We start from the raw sequence: 16,111 nt of genomic DNA, 5'->3' as shown, positions 1-16,111 counted from the left end.
TCGAATCAAACACTATGCGATCCTTGCCGGTATTGATAGTGAACGGCTTTCGCCCCACGTATTGCGGCATGCTTTTGCCACGCATCTGTTAAATCACGGTGCGGACCTGCGTGTGGTACAAATGTTATTGGGCCACAGTGATCTGTCGACGACCCAGATTTATACTCATGTAGCGACTGAGCGTTTGAAGTTGCTACATCAACAGCATCATCCGCGCGCATAGTTTTTTCTAAGAATAGTTTTTTATGAAAATAATTTTTATGAAAACCGTGTTGAGTGGAAAAAGATAGGATTTATAAATGAAAAAAAGTTTATTACTGCTGCCGATCGTTATCGCTGCATTCACGGGGCTGGCTCATGCTGATGATGCCGCTATCCAACAGACACTGAAAAAGTTGGATATTCCGAAAGCTGACATCCAACCATCACCTATCCCCGGCTTGAGTACCGTGATGACTGACAGCGGTGTGCTTTATATTTCCGCCGATGGCAAACACCTGTTGCAAGGGCCGCTGTACGATGTGAGTGGTATCCAACCGGTGAATGTGACCAATCAGATGTTGGTGAAAAAGTTGGAAGCATTGAGCAAAGAAATGATTGTGTATAAAGCGCCGCAGGAGAAACACGTTGTTACGGTGTTTACTGATATCACCTGCGGCTATTGCCATAAGCTGCACGAACAAATGAGCGACTATAACGCGCTGGGGATTACCGTGCGTTATCTGGCCTTCCCACGTCAGGGTTTAAGCTCTCAGGCAGAAAAAGACATGCGTTCTATCTGGTGCATGGCTGATCGCAATAAAGCTTTTGATGATGCAATGAACGGTACCGCGATATCACCGGCTACCTGTAAAACTGATATTTCTGAGCACTATAAGTTAGGTGTACAGTTTGGTATTCAGGGCACACCGGCCATCGTGCTGCAAAACGGTACAGTCGTTCCGGGTTATCTGGAGCCAACAAAAATGTTGGATATGCTGAATAATCAAGCTTCCTCAAAAACGGCGGGTTAATTTCCCGTGACATTGAAAACTCAACTTCGCCGTCGCGAGGCGGTGGATGATAGCCATTTGCCCGCACAGTTACACCCATTGTTACGCCGCCTTTATGCCAGCCGTGGCGTAAAAAGCCCAGAGGAACTGGAACGCGGTGTCAAAGGTCTGCTTGCCTGGCAGCAGCTCGACGGTATTGACGCCGGTGTCACTCTGTTGCAACAAGCATTGGCTGACCGGCGTCGTATCGTGATTGTCGGTGATTTTGATGCCGATGGCGCAACGAGCACCGCGCTGGCCGTGCTCGCTTTGCGTAGCATGGGCGGCAGCAATGTTGATTATCTGGTGCCCAATCGTTTTGAGGATGGCTACGGGCTTAGCCCCGAAGTCGTTGAGCAAGTTGCCGCACGCGGTGCGGAACTGATCGTCACTGTCGATAACGGTATTTCCTCCCATGCAGGAGTGGACTTGGCGCATACCCTGGGTATCCAGGTGTTGGTTACCGACCACCATCTGCCGGGTGAAACCTTGCCAGCAGCTGAAGCTATCATTAACCCGAATTTGACCGGATGTGATTTTCTTTCCAAATCACTGGCTGGAGTCGGGGTTACTTTTTATCTGATGTTGGCGTTACGTGCACGTCTTAGAGACAGTGGCTGGTTTGAACAACGCGCTTTAGCGATACCTAACCTGGCTGAGTTACTGGATTTGGTGGCGCTGGGAACGGTTGCCGATGTGGTACCATTGGATGCCAATAACCGGATTTTGGTGCATCAGGGGCTAAGCCGCATTCGTGCAGGAAAATGTCGGCCAGGTATTCGTGCATTACTGGAGGTCGCCAATCGGGATGCGCGTCAATTAGCTGCAAACGATCTGGGGTTCTCCCTCGGCCCACGGCTTAATGCTGCCGGGCGTCTGGATGATATGTCCATCGGGGTGGCGTTGTTGCTCAGTGATGATATTGCTCAGGCCAGAGCACTGGCAATTGATCTTGATGCGCTTAACCAAACGCGGCGCGAGATAGAGCAGGGGATGCAGGTTGAAGCCTTGCAACTGTGTGACCAATTAGAGCGCACCAGCACTGAATTACCTTACGGTATCGCGATGTACCACCCTGAGTGGCATCAAGGCGTTGTCGGGATTCTGGCCTCACGCATTAAAGAGCGTTTTCATCGGCCGGTGATTGCTTTTGCCCCAGCGGGTGATGGTTTACTGAAAGGCTCAGGGCGCAGTGTGGCTGGTCTGCATATGCGGGATGCCCTTGAGCGCCTGGATACCTTAAACCCTGGGTTAATGCTGAAGTTTGGCGGCCATGCTATGGCGGCCGGGTTATCGCTGGAACAGGATAAATTCGATGAATTCCGTCAGCGCTTTGCAGATTTAGTTGGTGAATGGATGGATGCCTCACAGTTGGAGGGCGTTATCTGGTCAGACGGCGAACTGAATGGCAATGAATTATCACTGGAAACAGCGGAGTTGCTGCGTGATGGCGGCCCCTGGGGGCAATCTTTCCCTGAACCCACATTTGACGGGAAATTCCGTATTTTGCAACAACGGCTGGTGGGTGAACGCCACCTGAAACTTATGATTGAGCCTTTGAATGGTGGGCCTTTACTGGATGGTATCGCGTTTAATATCGATACCACTTTATGGCCGGATAGCAGTGTGCGTGAAGTTAAGCTGGCTTATAAACTCGATATTAATGAATATCGCGGTAACCGCAGTGTCCAGTTGTTGATTCAGCACCTGTGGCCATATTAGTAAGTCACGATATTGTTCTATAAACCGTCGTATAGATCCGTTAGAATTACCAATTCTGTGCCCTAAATAATTCGAGTTGCAGGCAGGCGGCAACTGAGTAAATCCCGATGAGTCTATTTATTTTAAGGTCAATAGGCAGTCAATGATTCGGGTGAACGAAGGCAGCCAACAAACATGCAGCTTGAAGTATTACGGGTATAACGACATTCCGTCATCGACGACTTAACGTAAGATTTTAAACCATGTTTGAAATAAACCCGGTAAAAAACCGAATTCAGGACCTGTCTGATCGGACAGCCGTTCTCAGGGGGTATCTTTGACTATGATGCCAAGAAAGAACGACTGGAAGAAGTAAACGCTGAGCTGGAACAGCCCGACGTCTGGAATGAACCTGAGCGTGCTCAGGCTCTAGGTAAAGAACGCTCCTCGCTGGAAGAGATTGTCACTACGATTGATCAACTGGATCAAGGTATGGACGACGTGACTGGTTTGCTGGAGTTGGCTATTGAAGCTGACGATGAAGAGACATTTAACGAAGCGGTTGCTGAGTTAGATATCCTTGATGGCAAACTGGGCCAACTTGAATTCCGCAGAATGTTCTCTGGTGAATATGATAGCGCCAACTGTTATCTGGATCTGCAAGCCGGTTCTGGTGGGACAGAAGCTCAGGACTGGGCCAGCATGTTGCTGCGAATGTATCTGCGTTGGGCAGAAGCCAAAGGTTTCAAAACCGAAATCATTGAAGAATCCGATGGTGATGTTGCAGGCTTAAAATCAGCCACTATCAAGATTATTGGTGATTATGCGTTTGGTTGGTTACGTACTGAAACTGGCGTACATCGCCTGGTACGTAAAAGCCCGTTTGATTCTGGTGGCCGCCGTCATACTTCATTCAGTTCTGCCTTTGTCTATCCAGAAGTTGACGACGATATTGATATCGAAATCAACCCGGCTGACCTGCGTATTGACGTTTACCGCGCATCTGGTGCGGGTGGTCAGCACGTCAACAAAACAGAATCTGCGGTCCGTATTACCCACATTCCGACCAATATCGTGACTCAATGCCAGAATGACCGTTCTCAGCATAAGAACAAAGATCAAGCCATGAAACAGCTGAAAGCGAAGCTGTATGAGTTTGAGATGCAAAAGAAAAATGCTGATAAACAGATGCTGGAAGATAACAAGTCTGATATCGGCTGGGGTAGCCAGATCCGTTCTTATGTACTGGATGACTCCCGTATCAAAGATTTGCGTACCGGTGTGGAAACACGCAACACGCAAGCGGTACTGGATGGCGATCTGGACAAATTCATCGAAGCAAGTTTGAAAGCCGGGCTATAAGGAACTGAGATGTCAGAGCAAAAAACACAAGTCGCTGAGCAAGCGCAAGAACTCAATAGTGAGTTACAAGCTCGTCGGGAAAAACTGGCTGCACTGCGGGAAAAAGGGATTGCTTTCCCTAATGATTTCCGTCGTGAGCACCTCTCAGACCAGCTACATACCGAGTACGGCGAAAAAACAAATGAAGAATTAGAAGCGCTGGATATTGAAGTGACCGTTGCGGGTCGTATGATGACTCGACGTATCATGGGTAAAGCATCATTTGTGACACTACAAGATGTCGGTGGCCGTATCCAGCTGTACGTTTCCCGCGATGATCTGCCGGAAGGCATTTATAACGAAGAATTCAAAAAGTGGGATCTGGGCGATATCCTGGGGGCGCGCGGTAAGCTGTTCAAAACTAAAACTGGCGAGCTGTCTATCCACTGTAGCGAATTGCGTTTGCTGACCAAAGCACTGCGTCCGTTGCCGGATAAATTCCACGGTCTGGCTGATCAGGAAACCCGTTATCGTCAGCGCTATCTGGATCTGATCGCTAACGACGAATCTCGCAATACATTCAAAGTTCGTTCGCAAGTGATGTCAGGCATTCGCCGCTTCATGGTGGAAAAAGGCTTCATGGAAGTCGAAACCCCTATGATGCAAGTGATTCCCGGTGGTGCTTCCGCGCGCCCATTCGTGACTCATCACAATGCGCTGGATATCGATATGTACTTGCGTATCGCCCCAGAGTTGTATCTGAAGCGCCTGGTTGTCGGTGGTTTTGAACGTGTGTTCGAAATCAACCGTAACTTCCGTAATGAAGGCGTTTCACCGCGTCATAACCCAGAGTTCACCATGATGGAACTCTATATGGCTTATGCGGATTACAAAGATTTGATCGTACTAACTGAAGAGTTGTTCCGCACTCTGACTGAAACCATATTGGGTAGCAGTGTGGTGCAGTATGGCGACCAGACCTTCGATTTTGGTAAGCCTTTTGCCAAATTGACCATGAAAGAAGCTATTTGCAAATATCGTCCAGAAACCAATGTGGCTGATTTAGACGATATGGATAAAGCGGTGGCTATTGCTGAATCATTAGGTGTCAAAGTTGAGAAGAGCTGGGGCTTGGGCCGCGTTCAATGCGAAATTTTCGAAGAGACCGCAGAGAGCCACCTGATTCAGCCGACCTTCATTACTGAATACCCGGCGGAGGTTTCCCCACTGGCACGTCGTAATGATGATAATCCGTTTATCACTGATCGTTTCGAATTCTTTATCGGTGGGCGTGAAATTGGTAACGGTTTCTCCGAGCTGAATGATGCTGAAGATCAGGCCCAACGCTTTGCTGATCAGGTTAGCGCCAAAGAAGCTGGTGATGACGAAGCGATGTTCTTTGATGAAGACTATGTGACTGCACTGGAACATGGCTTGCCACCGACTGCGGGTCTGGGCATCGGTATCGACCGTATGGTGATGTTGTTTACCAACAGCCACACCATCCGCGATGTCATCTTGTTCCCAGCGATGCGCCCGGTAAAATAAGTTACCTCGGTTAACGGCAAATCTCTTAGGGCGCTTCGGCGCCCTTTTTACTAACCAAAACAGCGATAGTTACACCTGGTTTAATCTAATCGCTTAAAATACCGGCGCTTAGACTATATCTTCGCTTGCCCACGTCAAAGAACCGGTTATAATGCAAACCGCACACCGAAGCGGGTGTAGTTCAATGGTAGAACGAGAGCTTCCCAAGCTCTATACGAGGGTTCGATTCCCTTCACCCGCTCCAGATTTACCCTAACGTATTCATTCCTCAGCTTTTTTCTGATTCATACGTGACGGCGCTCGTGATCTTCCTACAAAGGGGTCATACAGCCGATGGCACAGCGTGATAATCTCTATCGACGTCCAAGCGGGATCTATGTTCTGCGGATCACCGTTCCGGTTCGTTATCGCGCCCTGATAGGGCAGCGTGAAATTCATGCATCTACCCGCACGACCCATCTTGCAAATGCCAGAGCTATTGCCGCGCGTTTGCTGGAGAAGTGGTATGTGTCTCTGGAAGAGTTCAGGCAAATGGATAAAGAGAAGATCAGGGGCAATGTCCTATTGTTGACTGGCGCAGGAAAAATCAGCCTGGCGTTGTTTTGCGATTCATTTGGGGTTGGGCTTGAGACTGTCGTCCAGCATCTTCTGGCAGCCAATGTGCCGCTGTATGCCCTTGTGTCGAACCAGCGTGGCTTTCTGATTGATGATTTCAGCAAGCTTGATCGTGACCCCGATACGCATGGGTTCGTTTTAAACAATCTTGCACATCATGGTGCCGAGGCCGCGGTAAATGGATATATGCAACTATACCAGCCGCAGTTTGCCCTTGTTGAATTACTGAACGGGCGAGAGGTTGAGGTCACGGCATTCAGGGCTAACAACGGCAATCCTCTTTCCCTATGGTTGTTGGATTTACCCGGGGTGACGCTGAATGCAAGTTCTTTGTTCATCAACAATGTGCAAGCTGAAAAACTGCGTTGCGTCTGGGATAGAGCGCTTGCGAAATCGGAATCGACATCAACCACCCCACCAAAAGTTTCTACAGTGCCATCAACAGCGCTTCCTGCGGTCGCTACCATGAATCCGTATTGCAATCCGATGTATGCCAGCATGACGGTTTCAGCAGTGCTGGAAGCGTTTCTGGTCTATAAAAATACGGGCGATATCAAGTTAGCCAGTGAGGAGAAAATTCGCTCCAGAATCGAGCATTTTACGGAGATTATGGGTGACATGTCCTTGGGTGAACTGGATCGTGAGGTCGTGAAGGATTACGTCAGCAAAATGCAAAAAATGCCCGGTAATTTGTATTTGATGCGGCGAAAATACAAGATTACCGACACGCACATGTTGATCGAAAAGGCGCTGGCTGATGGTCAGCCGGTAATGAGTCGAGACGCGATTGGCAGACATATTGAGTCACTGGGTTCGATGTTCAATTGGGCCAAGAGTGTGCGTTACCTGCTTGATAACCCAGCCGAGAATGTTTTGGCTCAGCGCCGCGTGATGGTGCGTGAGCAGGATCGCCGCGACCTCTTCACCGAGGATGAGTTATTGCGCATTTTCTCTGCTGACTGGTTTAAAAATGGTGCCGGAGCACCAAACCAATACGGACGTTACACGAGTTTTCGCTCGTTTCACTACTGGTTGCCCCTGCTGGCGTTATATGTCGGTGGGCGTATCAATGAGCTTTGCCAGCTTTATCTGGCGGATATTCGCGAAGATAAAAACGGTGTTGCCTATATTGATTTTAACCTCAATGCACCGGATAAGATGATGGATGAAGAGGCGCTGGCTGGCGGCGATAAATCGTTGAAGACAGTGAACGCTATCCGTCAGGTTCCAATTCATCCGCGACTTATCGAACTAGGGCTGCTGGAGTATGTAGATGCGTTGAAAGCTGCCGGGTATGATCGTCTTTTCCCTGAGTTGAAGCACAACAAAATCAAAGGATATCGTGCCGCCGCCTCAAAATGGTTTAACGAAAACTATTTTGGCAAAGTCCTCGGGTTTCCCCGTGACGGCAAGAAAACGTTTCATTCGCTGCGGCATACTTTCATCAACGCCGTAGACAAGTTTGAGACCAACGAACGCACGATTGCGCAGCTTGTTGGACATGTTCGCGGTAGCACCACCGCGATGACCACCTATCGTAAGGATGCCGATGTGGGAGAGCAACTAGGCGTGATTTCGCAGCTTCACTACAATTTGCCTGATATTGCGGAGTTTGATACCGAGGCGGGTATTAAGGCGGTCAACGACGCACGGCGTAGACATAAATCATAGGATGTGCCAAACGCGCCAGGAAGCCCTCTGGCGCGTTTTTTATCAAGGTTAGTGGTAATTATGGTGCAGAATTTGCGGCGCTTTCGTAGCTCGACTGGCGCAGCTAGATGAATCAGATGTAACTTTCAACAAGCAGCCTCTTTCGCAACATTTAAACAACTAGCGGAGTATGGATGTTAATGGCGACCTACAGACAAATTGCCGATGATGTTAAATCCCGGACGGGGAAAGCAGTCAAAACATGCTGGATCGCTCATGTTAAGTCATTGCATGGGCTAACCCGTAGCGTGTCACCTAACCGGATTAGCACCGAAAGCCGGATTTATCCTTGCCCTGATAAATGGGTTGCGGAGATCGAGCAATCAATGAGAAATCTGGGCGAGCTTTAGCTTTACCGTGCCGCTTAACTTTTGAGCCTGTTTGGCTCTATAAGGATTGCCACGTCGTAGTGGAAGTTTTTGAACGCAATGCCTGAGAGGGGGGCTTCCAAACCTAGGAGATCCACTTTTTCGCAGCAGATTTATCCGGCTGCATTTACACCGCGAACCGTTGAAGGTTAACAGCTATCGGTTAAGGTTTGTGTGTTGCGAAGGTGAGAAGAACGGCAGACTTACTCCTGAAAGGAACAGTTTATACAACGAGCAAGAGAAAAGTGTAATTGTTAAAAATGTTAAAACATAAAGTGTTCTTTAAGATGTTAATCCTTCCTCGGGGGGAAGCCGGACATATCAACCCTAAGGCCATCTGAGAAGATAGCCTGTAGGTTTGCTCGGTTCCCCTTGCCAGATGAAGATCAAGTCTTCCTCGTGGTGTGACGACCTTTCTTGAAAGATGCATTATGCGCAAAAGAAGCTACTCAAGAATCCGCCGATAGCTACTTTCACCCTCTGCTTGGCTGCATCAAACGCTTGCGCGCCCTACCTACCACAATCAACGTTACGCAGAGTTCCCATCCTGACGTTTTCCGCTAAACAGCGGTGAAGCTCCACTTACCCGGACCGGTTTACCGCATGAGGTAGGTGTCAGGAGAGAAGCTAGCACATCATCATTTTAAAGAAAAGGCATATATATCATATAGCTGCGTTCATATTCTGAACGCAGCTATCGATGTTAACCTAAGGGTATGAGAAAACTGTCATTTTTCATATTCAGAAAGGGCTTCGACTCTTTTGTGGCATTCAAGGCAAAGCACATAATATTATTGATGGGTGGGAAGTGCATTCAACGCGCTGGGAAGCCCTGTGGTGAGTTTTTTGTCAGGAGTGGATGATTTACTGGTTCGAGATTTGTGGCACTATTTCGATGCGTCAGGTAAAGGCTGACGAAATAAACATACTAAGCTGCGTATCTTTCACAAACGTGGTGACATCTGGCTCTGACAGGTATTGGGGGACGCATGAAGCGTAAACATTGGATAAGCGTGAAAACGCATCAGAAGTTAAATAGCGTCCGTGGTGAGTTTGTGAACTGGACAGGCAGGGAGTGGAAACATCCGTTTTCCAGTTTTGTTTTGCAGGTGTCTGGATTTTTCATGTTTGTTGTTCTCGGTGCTACATCCCTGCTTTTTGGTATTGGTTCACATAAAAATGCCTATCCGAAATTATATCCGAACAATGAAAAGCGCAGACCAATTCGCTTTAAGTATTCTTTGACTTTATTTGTTGAAGAGAAGGGATGGATTTTATCTGTTATGTTCGCGCTTTTGTTTGTTTCGGTCATCGAACCATTCAATCCATATTTTTTCACTTCGCCACTAATTTACTACAGCATCAATGGCGCTGCGTTAGTTGTGGGCGGGTTGTGCGGGGTATTTGTCTGTATGAGACTGTTTAGCTGGATGAGAGAACGCACTATTTGGCTATCGGAATGGCAACGTAGATACCCTGACGATCACTAGCTTATGCATTCGGTTTTCTTAGCGATAGCGCCATCATCTTGCATCGTTTGTAACACCCAGGATACATATCTCGATTATTCAACAATCTGTTGCCAACAAACGACCGTTTTCCGGCATCTTCCAATCGCACTCTTTCACACTGTTGAAAAATTAGCCTTGGCTTTTCTGGCAGGCCATCCTATTTTCATCACCGTTTTCTGGCAGGGGCCTAATGAGGAAATGATTATGGCGATTTTTGGCTATGGACGAGTTTCGACATCGCAGCAGGATACTGAGAACCAACGGCTGGAACTTGAGCAGGCTGGATGGACGTTCGACTTTTGGTTTACTGATGTTGTTAGCGGGAAGGTTCCTGCGGTGCAACGCAAAGCGTTTTCTGAAATGCTCAGCAAAATCCGCGATGGTGAAACGTTGGTAGTTGCAAAACTTGACCGTCTTGGACGTGATGCAATTGACGTCCTGCAAACGGTAAGGGCGCTGGCTGACCGTAATATCAAGGTCATTGTCCACCAGCTTGGCGCGACTGATCTCACTTCCGCAGCGGGTAAACTTCTGTTATCGATGCTAGCAGCGGTTGCGGAGATGGAGCGCGATCTTTTGATTGAACGAACTCAAGCGGGGCTGTCACGAGCAAAAGCTGAAGGTAAGAAGCTGGGCAGACCGTCGAAAATCGCCCCTGAAGCCCGTAGGGCGATCATAGAGAAAAAGAGTAGTGGAACCAGTGTCAGTGCGTTAGCGCGCGAATATGGCGTTTCTAGAGCTACTATAGCTACGTTGCTGGAGTAAATGTCATTTCAAGTAGTGTTGACTTGCACTGCTTTATTTTTATCCGATGTCAATCGCTGCCTTTAACTATCTGTTGACAGCATTTATTATTTGCACATCAACGAATTGCTTGGAATTTTGAAAATGTCAAAACAGTCCTTCACAGCAGCCCAACGAGAAGCTATTTGGCTCGCACATTCAAAAAAATGTGCATACACGCGTGAACTATTGGATATCAGTAATTTTCATATCGATCACATTATTCCTGAGACGCTCAATTCTAATCCAAAATTACGATCTGATACCCTAAGGAAACTTAACTTATCACAGGATTTCGACCTTTTGGGATGGGAAAACCTGCTTCCATGTCGTCCCGGTGCTAACCTCCAAAAATCAGCAGAAGTGTTTGAACCAGCCCATACCCACTTTTTTTTAGGGGTGGCTGCATCAAAAAAAACAGATGTTGTTGATCATTTAAAAATAATTGAGCATAGAAAAAATCGAGGCCGTGCGCTAATTCTCTTGCAACAGTGCCTAGAGCGTGGAGAGCTTACGGCCGTGGAAATCGCTCAAGTATTGGAGCAATACAGAGAAGAGCCAGAGGCCATTTTTGAACTTCTTCAAGGAATGCAATTTACGGATGAAGATGAAATCACAGTTATTTCTAGAGCAGATATAGAAACATTACGCAATCGGTCCGTTCGCTTAGGTGAAAATAATCATATAAACGGTGTAACCCTCACTAATGACGACGATGTAGAGCGTTTTGTTAGCACTTGTAGGGAATACGATGAGGCGCTATCGCAAGGATTTTATGCAAAAACTACTTTCGATATGAAGATGGCTTCATGGTTTGAGCATCAATGTGGGCTTCTTAGCGCGCTTGAGGCAGCTGATAGTCCTGAAAGAAGTTTTGTTGCAAATCCAAGGGTTAGTGTTATTGACCTTTCATTGATGCCATTTTATCTCTTCCCTAATCTTAGTGATGTCGCTGACTCAATCGAATCCAATATAAGCTATCAAGATAAGGTTGATGATGGGACTTTAACTATAAAGAGAGTATCTCAAAATCTGCTTCGTATAGAGTCGAGCAGTATGGGGCAGCAACTCATTGAGGTAATCCGTGCAGACTTTAATAGTGATGGTATCGAGGACATTCTATTATTTGAATATTGCTATGCGACGGAAGGAACTCTTGGTTTTGGGGGCGTGAAAATGATTACGCGCTTTAGTTCAACCGGGATGTTTGAATTAATTTCCACACCGACGCCTTGTGATTGTTGATTTTGAATTGTTTGGCAGTAGAAATTTTTGTCGGTGCCCTTCGATTAAATTATAATTCGGTGGCTCAGGTTCGATTGATAATAATTATGAATCTGAGCATTTGAAATACTTCCAGTATTGCCGCTACGTCGATGCTGATTTTGTTCATTGTTGAAAAATGAAATAAATCGCATTTACGCACAGAATACTGAAAGCTAAAATATCAAAGTGATTAAATGTAGGTATTAGAAATTTTTCATGCAGTTAGTGTAAATAAATGCTGCTGAAACCTGAGCATCTTGTTTCGGGTGTTCATATACGTAATCAACGAAGGTCTTATAGAGCGTAATCATCTGAGGAGTGACTTCGGACTTGCCATTCATATTATCGAGACGCTGATAATAGTCTGCTTTGGCCATCCCTCCGTTTCGGCCTTCGGTTACGTTTGCAGTAAATTGAGCCATACCCATGCACATTTGATCTTTATGGTTATTTGTTTTATCCGGGTGGATAGCACCTTCTAGCACTTTATCACCGCTGATGGCATGTTGTGCCCACATTGAATTGTTGGCGATAAACTTTTTGGAGCCTGTGGCAATACCATATTCGATGCGAATGCCGTTATCGTGATAGCTACCGTCAGCATCTTTAGTCGCTAGCTTCAGAGATATGCGGCAACCGGGGAGCATTTTGTGTTCTTGCACCGAGGTAATAACGGTGTCCGTATCGCAATCAGCAAAGCTGTATTCGGGGTTAACGTAAGTGTTATTTTTGATGAGCAGCCCGGTAAGGCCGTTTTTATAGCCTTTTGCCGGCAGCGTTTTGAAGGCGCTGCGATCACCCTTTTTGATCGCTTCCCGGAAGTGATCCATCCCAATACGGGTTGCCAGTTGATCAATGCTCTCTGCTGCATAAGATGCAGATGACGCAGCGATTAACATAATGGTCAGCACAGACTTGGCTGAAAAACCGGGCTTACTAAGCCGTGTTTTTGACATGTTTTATCCCTCAGAATCCACCCCAGCGGTGTCAGTTATCGCATCATAGACCATTGATTTAAAATGTCACTATTGGAGCGTGGCTCTTTAGTGGACATCTGCGCAAATTCAGGGCATGAAAATGACCCTGAGAAAACTGTTTGGACAACGAGTAAAAGAGCTGCGTATAGCGACCGGAATGAGTCAGGAAGCCTTTGCCGATCGGTGTGGGTTTGCTCGTAGCTATATGAGCCGCATTGAACGCGGTGGCTCTAATGCGTCTTTGGATGCGATTGAGGTGCTGGCTTATGCTCTGAGTGTTGAGCCGTGGCAACTGTTGGTGTCTGATTCATCTGAAGATAACGACCCTGAACTGTTGGTTCCATACGCGGCCGATGGTTCCTGTTTTCACCCCGGTTTGGCGAGCACCCGTGATGGTTCGTTTGGCGTAGGTGATAAAACGGCTCAGAAGCGTTTTGGCACTTTTGCCGAGGCTCTTGAGTATCTCCGTAGCATGGAGACAGCAAAATGGCGTAGGCCTAATCCTAGCGGCAACTGGGGTATTGTTTCGGCAGTGCGGTGGGACAAACTGAGAAAGTGACGTAAGTGTAAGTTTATAAATTCTGGGTGCTGTGTTAATGAACAGTATTCTTTGGCAGAAGGTGAGCCTTCTTTGAATCAGTCTCACTCTTCTGTAAGAGTCGACTAAACATCAAGAACCAGGTGCGTTACGTAGGCGTTACAGTGGCGTTTCACTTCTGCAATGGAGAGCGTTTTTGAAAAATAATCGTTTAATATCATATAGTTTACTAACCTGCCTGAGTGATCTTGAATTACTGTCGCTTCATTCCGAAATTTTAACGCAGTTGCGTTTGAGAGGTATCATTCGCACTAAGAACAATCCTGTAGGTGACTATGCCGAATGGCTAGTTTCTAAGGCGTTATGTATGACTCTTCTCAGCAATTCATCTGCTGGTGCTGACGCCATCGACACTGATGGCAAGAAGGTTCAGATCAAAGCGAGGAGAGTCACGCCGGATAATCCTTCCCGACAACTGAGTGCATTGCGTAACTATGAAGCTGCCGATTTTGATTATTTGATAGCCGTTATTTTCGATGAAACTTACAACGTTCTTGATGCCTACAAAATCCCACATGAAGTAATACGAGATTACGCTCGGCATAGTGATCACGTTAACGCACATATCGTTAACCTCAAGGGCGCGATTCTTACTGATCCCCGAGTCAGTTCCATCAAAGAAGACTTGATTGTCAGGAGTTCAGCTTCAGCCAATGAAGCGCCTATGCAAACCCTTCCACCCGAACCTATGGAAGAGGTTTTGAATCAACAAGAGAAGATAACGAGTAGTGTTACCCTGGTCAGACTCCTTAAGACTATCGGGATGGAGTGCTTCGTAAACTACTACCATCATTTTGCCGATTCAAATTTATCAAGCGCTGATATCATTGAGCAAATGCACTCACGTGAGGGGTATACAGAGAAAAGTTGCCGGGGCCGTCTCGGTAAAGCGCGAAAAGTGATCAGGGATGGTTTAAGTATTAAAGCTTTGACGTTGATCGCTGACTCTGGGCGAATACAAGATTCTGTCAGAGGTGACGCGCTAAAACTTATCAGCGTTCTGGAGTGAAGCGGTTTGCAAAACATTGTAGTTCCTCCAACAAAACCCTCCTACAATGCGTCAAGTTTTTGCTAATAAATCCATGGGATTACGAGAACTTTGGAGCGGGGGCGATTTCCCTTCACACCCTGCGGCTCTCTGTTCTACGGAATTTAGAGGCGCGAAGCAGAGAGTAGCAATCTGGACTCTGCAGAGAGTTGCCCAACTTGTGGGATCTCTTTTTCACGCCTAATTTTCCAGCTGCTTTCCTCATAACTTGAGGTTATTTCCCTTTGCCCATTTTCTTAACCTGCTGCAGGCGTTGTAGTAGGGAGAAGATGTATTGAAAGAAATCATTCTTCCCATAGTCCATTTGCCATACCAAGATTTTCCATACAGGTCATCGTCAGAGCGCTTATTGATAAGTTCAACGATTTCGTTTTTAGCATCCTGTAATTGGCTTCTTAGCGAGCCTAAATCCAAATCGCTGTAGTCGCGATAAAACTTTTGGGCGAGAAGACCAAGCTGATTCCACTTGTAACCCGTTTCTGGGAAATCAATCGGCTTTTCCGCTTCATCAAGCGTTATCCATTTGATAACTAATTTATTCCAGCCGAGTAAATAGGCGATAAGATTGCAAACACTCATCACTGAGCCTTTTGCATGTCCTTCCATTGATTCATCTGACGCTAATTCTGGCGGAATCCGTGCGAGGTAACCTGATAATTTATTGAAGTTTTTATCAATTTCGGCCAGAAGTTCTGATTTAGTTTGAGGCACACCCATGAGAATTCCCTCTCCGGTTGTTGGGATATCCAGCTAGTTTGGCAATGGAGGGGGGGATGCGAGCATTTTATTGAAAAGATGTGAGAGAAAACTGATTATTAATCTGATCGTTTAGCGAATAATTCGGGATAATATTTCTGGAATATTCAATGGATGATCCCAGTATCTGGATTTGAAACTCCGATTAACATAATATATGTTTTTTCGAATATATTTTAGTCCACCAGTAAGCGGTGTAAGCGACTAAGTCGTGATTACGGAGAACATAATGACATTAACTTCCCTGCAACTCTTCAAAAATCTGTCCGATGAAACTCGTCTGGGCATTGTGTTGCTGCTCAAGGAAATGGGGGAGCTGTGCGTGTGCGATCTCTGCACAGCGCTGGATGAGTCACAGCCCAAGATCTCTCGTCATCTGGCAATGCTAAGGGAAAGTGGACTTTTGCTGGATCGCAAGCAGGGGAAATGGGTTCATTACCGCTTATCTCCACATATTCCTTCATGGGCGGCTCAAGTTATCGAGCAGGCCTGGTTAAGCGAACAGGACGACGTTCAGGCCATTGCCCGTAAACTGACATCAGCCAACTGTTCTGGTAGCGGTAAGGCTATTTGCATCTAAAAAATTTTCCTTAACATATATGATTTTTCGAATGTAATCTGCAAAAAATGAAAATGTTAACGGTATATGACCCGGTTCTGGCGGCACAACCCACAGGCGTCGGCAAACTCAGGCAACTCACAGGTTAATCTTTAAATTATACAGGGCGGCATTGCTGCTTTGTCAGGAGGTTTTATGTTACTGGCCGGAGCAATTTTTATCCTGACCATTGTGTTGGTTATCTGGCAGCCGAAGGGGTTAGGGATTGGCTGGAGCGCCACGCTGGGTGCCATATTGGC

General features: G+C 46.7%; 16 protein-coding genes and 1 tRNA gene. 15 read left to right on the top strand and 2 right to left on the bottom strand.

Annotated features, from left to right (window positions below; translation table 11 throughout):
- From ACNSO8_RS10595 to ACNSO8_RS10545, 11 genes are all read left to right on the top strand, one after another.
- Positions 1-223, top strand: a 223-nt coding sequence (locus ACNSO8_RS10595) for a tyrosine-type recombinase/integrase (RefSeq protein WP_418394577.1), incomplete at its 5' end; no start/stop codon positions are given.
- A gap of 76 nt (positions 224-299) precedes the next feature.
- Positions 300-1,013, top strand: a complete 714-nt coding sequence (dsbC, locus tag ACNSO8_RS10590; protein ID WP_418394576.1) for a bifunctional protein-disulfide isomerase/oxidoreductase DsbC — start codon at positions 300-302, stop codon at positions 1,011-1,013.
- 6 nt (positions 1,014-1,019) lie between these two features.
- Positions 1,020-2,753 (top strand): single-stranded-DNA-specific exonuclease RecJ, encoded by a 1,734-nt coding sequence (gene recJ / locus ACNSO8_RS10585; protein ID WP_418394575.1) that lies wholly within the window; start codon positions 1,020-1,022, stop codon positions 2,751-2,753.
- A 242-nt stretch (positions 2,754-2,995) separates the two neighbouring features.
- A protein-coding gene (gene prfB, locus ACNSO8_RS10580) for a peptide chain release factor 2 (protein WP_011817019.1) occupies positions 2,996-4,094 on the top strand; the annotation gives its coding sequence in 2 pieces (ribosomal slippage) (positions 2,996-3,070 and positions 3,072-4,094; 1,098 coding nt in all).
- Between the two features lie 9 nt (positions 4,095-4,103).
- Positions 4,104-5,621 (top strand): lysine--tRNA ligase, encoded by a 1,518-nt coding sequence (lysS, locus tag ACNSO8_RS10575; protein ID WP_418394574.1) that lies wholly within the window; start codon positions 4,104-4,106, stop codon positions 5,619-5,621.
- A 170-nt stretch (positions 5,622-5,791) separates the two neighbouring features.
- A tRNA-Gly gene (locus tag ACNSO8_RS10570) sits at positions 5,792-5,865 on the top strand.
- A gap of 89 nt (positions 5,866-5,954) precedes the next feature.
- A complete protein-coding gene (locus ACNSO8_RS10565) occupies positions 5,955-7,907 on the top strand; it encodes a DUF6538 domain-containing protein (protein ID WP_418394573.1) in 1,953 nt (650 codons plus the stop codon).
- Between the two features lie 179 nt (positions 7,908-8,086).
- A complete protein-coding gene (locus ACNSO8_RS10560; protein WP_418394572.1) occupies positions 8,087-8,296 on the top strand; it encodes a hypothetical protein in 210 nt (69 codons plus the stop codon).
- Between the two features lie 1,007 nt (positions 8,297-9,303).
- Positions 9,304-9,804, top strand: a complete 501-nt coding sequence (locus ACNSO8_RS10555) for a hypothetical protein (protein ID WP_418394571.1) — start codon at positions 9,304-9,306, stop codon at positions 9,802-9,804.
- 225 nt (positions 9,805-10,029) lie between these two features.
- A complete protein-coding gene (locus tag ACNSO8_RS10550) occupies positions 10,030-10,590 on the top strand; it encodes a recombinase family protein (RefSeq protein WP_418394579.1) in 561 nt (186 codons plus the stop codon).
- 123 nt (positions 10,591-10,713) lie between these two features.
- Positions 10,714-11,853, top strand: coding sequence for an HNH endonuclease (locus ACNSO8_RS10545; RefSeq protein WP_418394570.1), 1,140 nt, complete (start codon positions 10,714-10,716; stop codon positions 11,851-11,853).
- A 224-nt stretch (positions 11,854-12,077) separates the two neighbouring features.
- Here the strand turns inward: ACNSO8_RS10545 and ACNSO8_RS10540 are convergent, their stop codons facing one another.
- The gene (locus tag ACNSO8_RS10540) at positions 12,078-12,830 is read right to left on the bottom strand and encodes a hypothetical protein (RefSeq protein WP_418394569.1); all 753 of its coding nucleotides are present in this window, start codon (positions 12,828-12,830) and stop codon (positions 12,078-12,080) included.
- A gap of 121 nt (positions 12,831-12,951) precedes the next feature.
- Between ACNSO8_RS10540 and ACNSO8_RS10535 the strand changes: the two genes are divergently transcribed.
- Together ACNSO8_RS10535 and ACNSO8_RS10530 are read left to right on the top strand one after the other, a co-directional pair.
- Entirely contained in the window at positions 12,952-13,410 is a 459-nt protein-coding gene (locus tag ACNSO8_RS10535) for a helix-turn-helix domain-containing protein (protein WP_418394568.1), read from the top strand.
- A gap of 175 nt (positions 13,411-13,585) precedes the next feature.
- A complete protein-coding gene (locus ACNSO8_RS10530) occupies positions 13,586-14,458 on the top strand; it encodes a DUF6998 domain-containing protein (RefSeq protein ID WP_418394567.1) in 873 nt (290 codons plus the stop codon).
- 240 nt (positions 14,459-14,698) lie between these two features.
- On the opposite strand, the gene ACNSO8_RS10525 is transcribed toward ACNSO8_RS10530, so the two are convergent.
- A complete protein-coding gene (locus ACNSO8_RS10525; RefSeq protein WP_418394566.1) occupies positions 14,699-15,214 on the bottom strand; it encodes a ClbS/DfsB family four-helix bundle protein in 516 nt (171 codons plus the stop codon).
- A 268-nt stretch (positions 15,215-15,482) separates the two neighbouring features.
- Here ACNSO8_RS10525 and arsR point away from each other — a divergent pair, with 268 nt between their 5' ends.
- Both arsR and ACNSO8_RS10515 read left to right on the top strand, forming a co-directional pair.
- Positions 15,483-15,833, top strand: a complete 351-nt coding sequence (gene arsR / locus ACNSO8_RS10520) for an As(III)-sensing metalloregulatory transcriptional repressor ArsR (protein WP_418394565.1) — start codon at positions 15,483-15,485, stop codon at positions 15,831-15,833.
- 174 nt (positions 15,834-16,007) lie between these two features.
- On the top strand, positions 16,008-16,111 hold a 104-nt coding region (locus tag ACNSO8_RS10515; protein ID WP_418394578.1), incomplete at its 3' end, for an ArsB/NhaD family transporter.

The organism is Yersinia sp. LJYL362 (genome assembly GCF_048323875.1).
The sequence above is the reverse complement of the archived record's forward strand: the minus strand, read 5'-3'. Positions and strand labels throughout refer to the sequence as shown.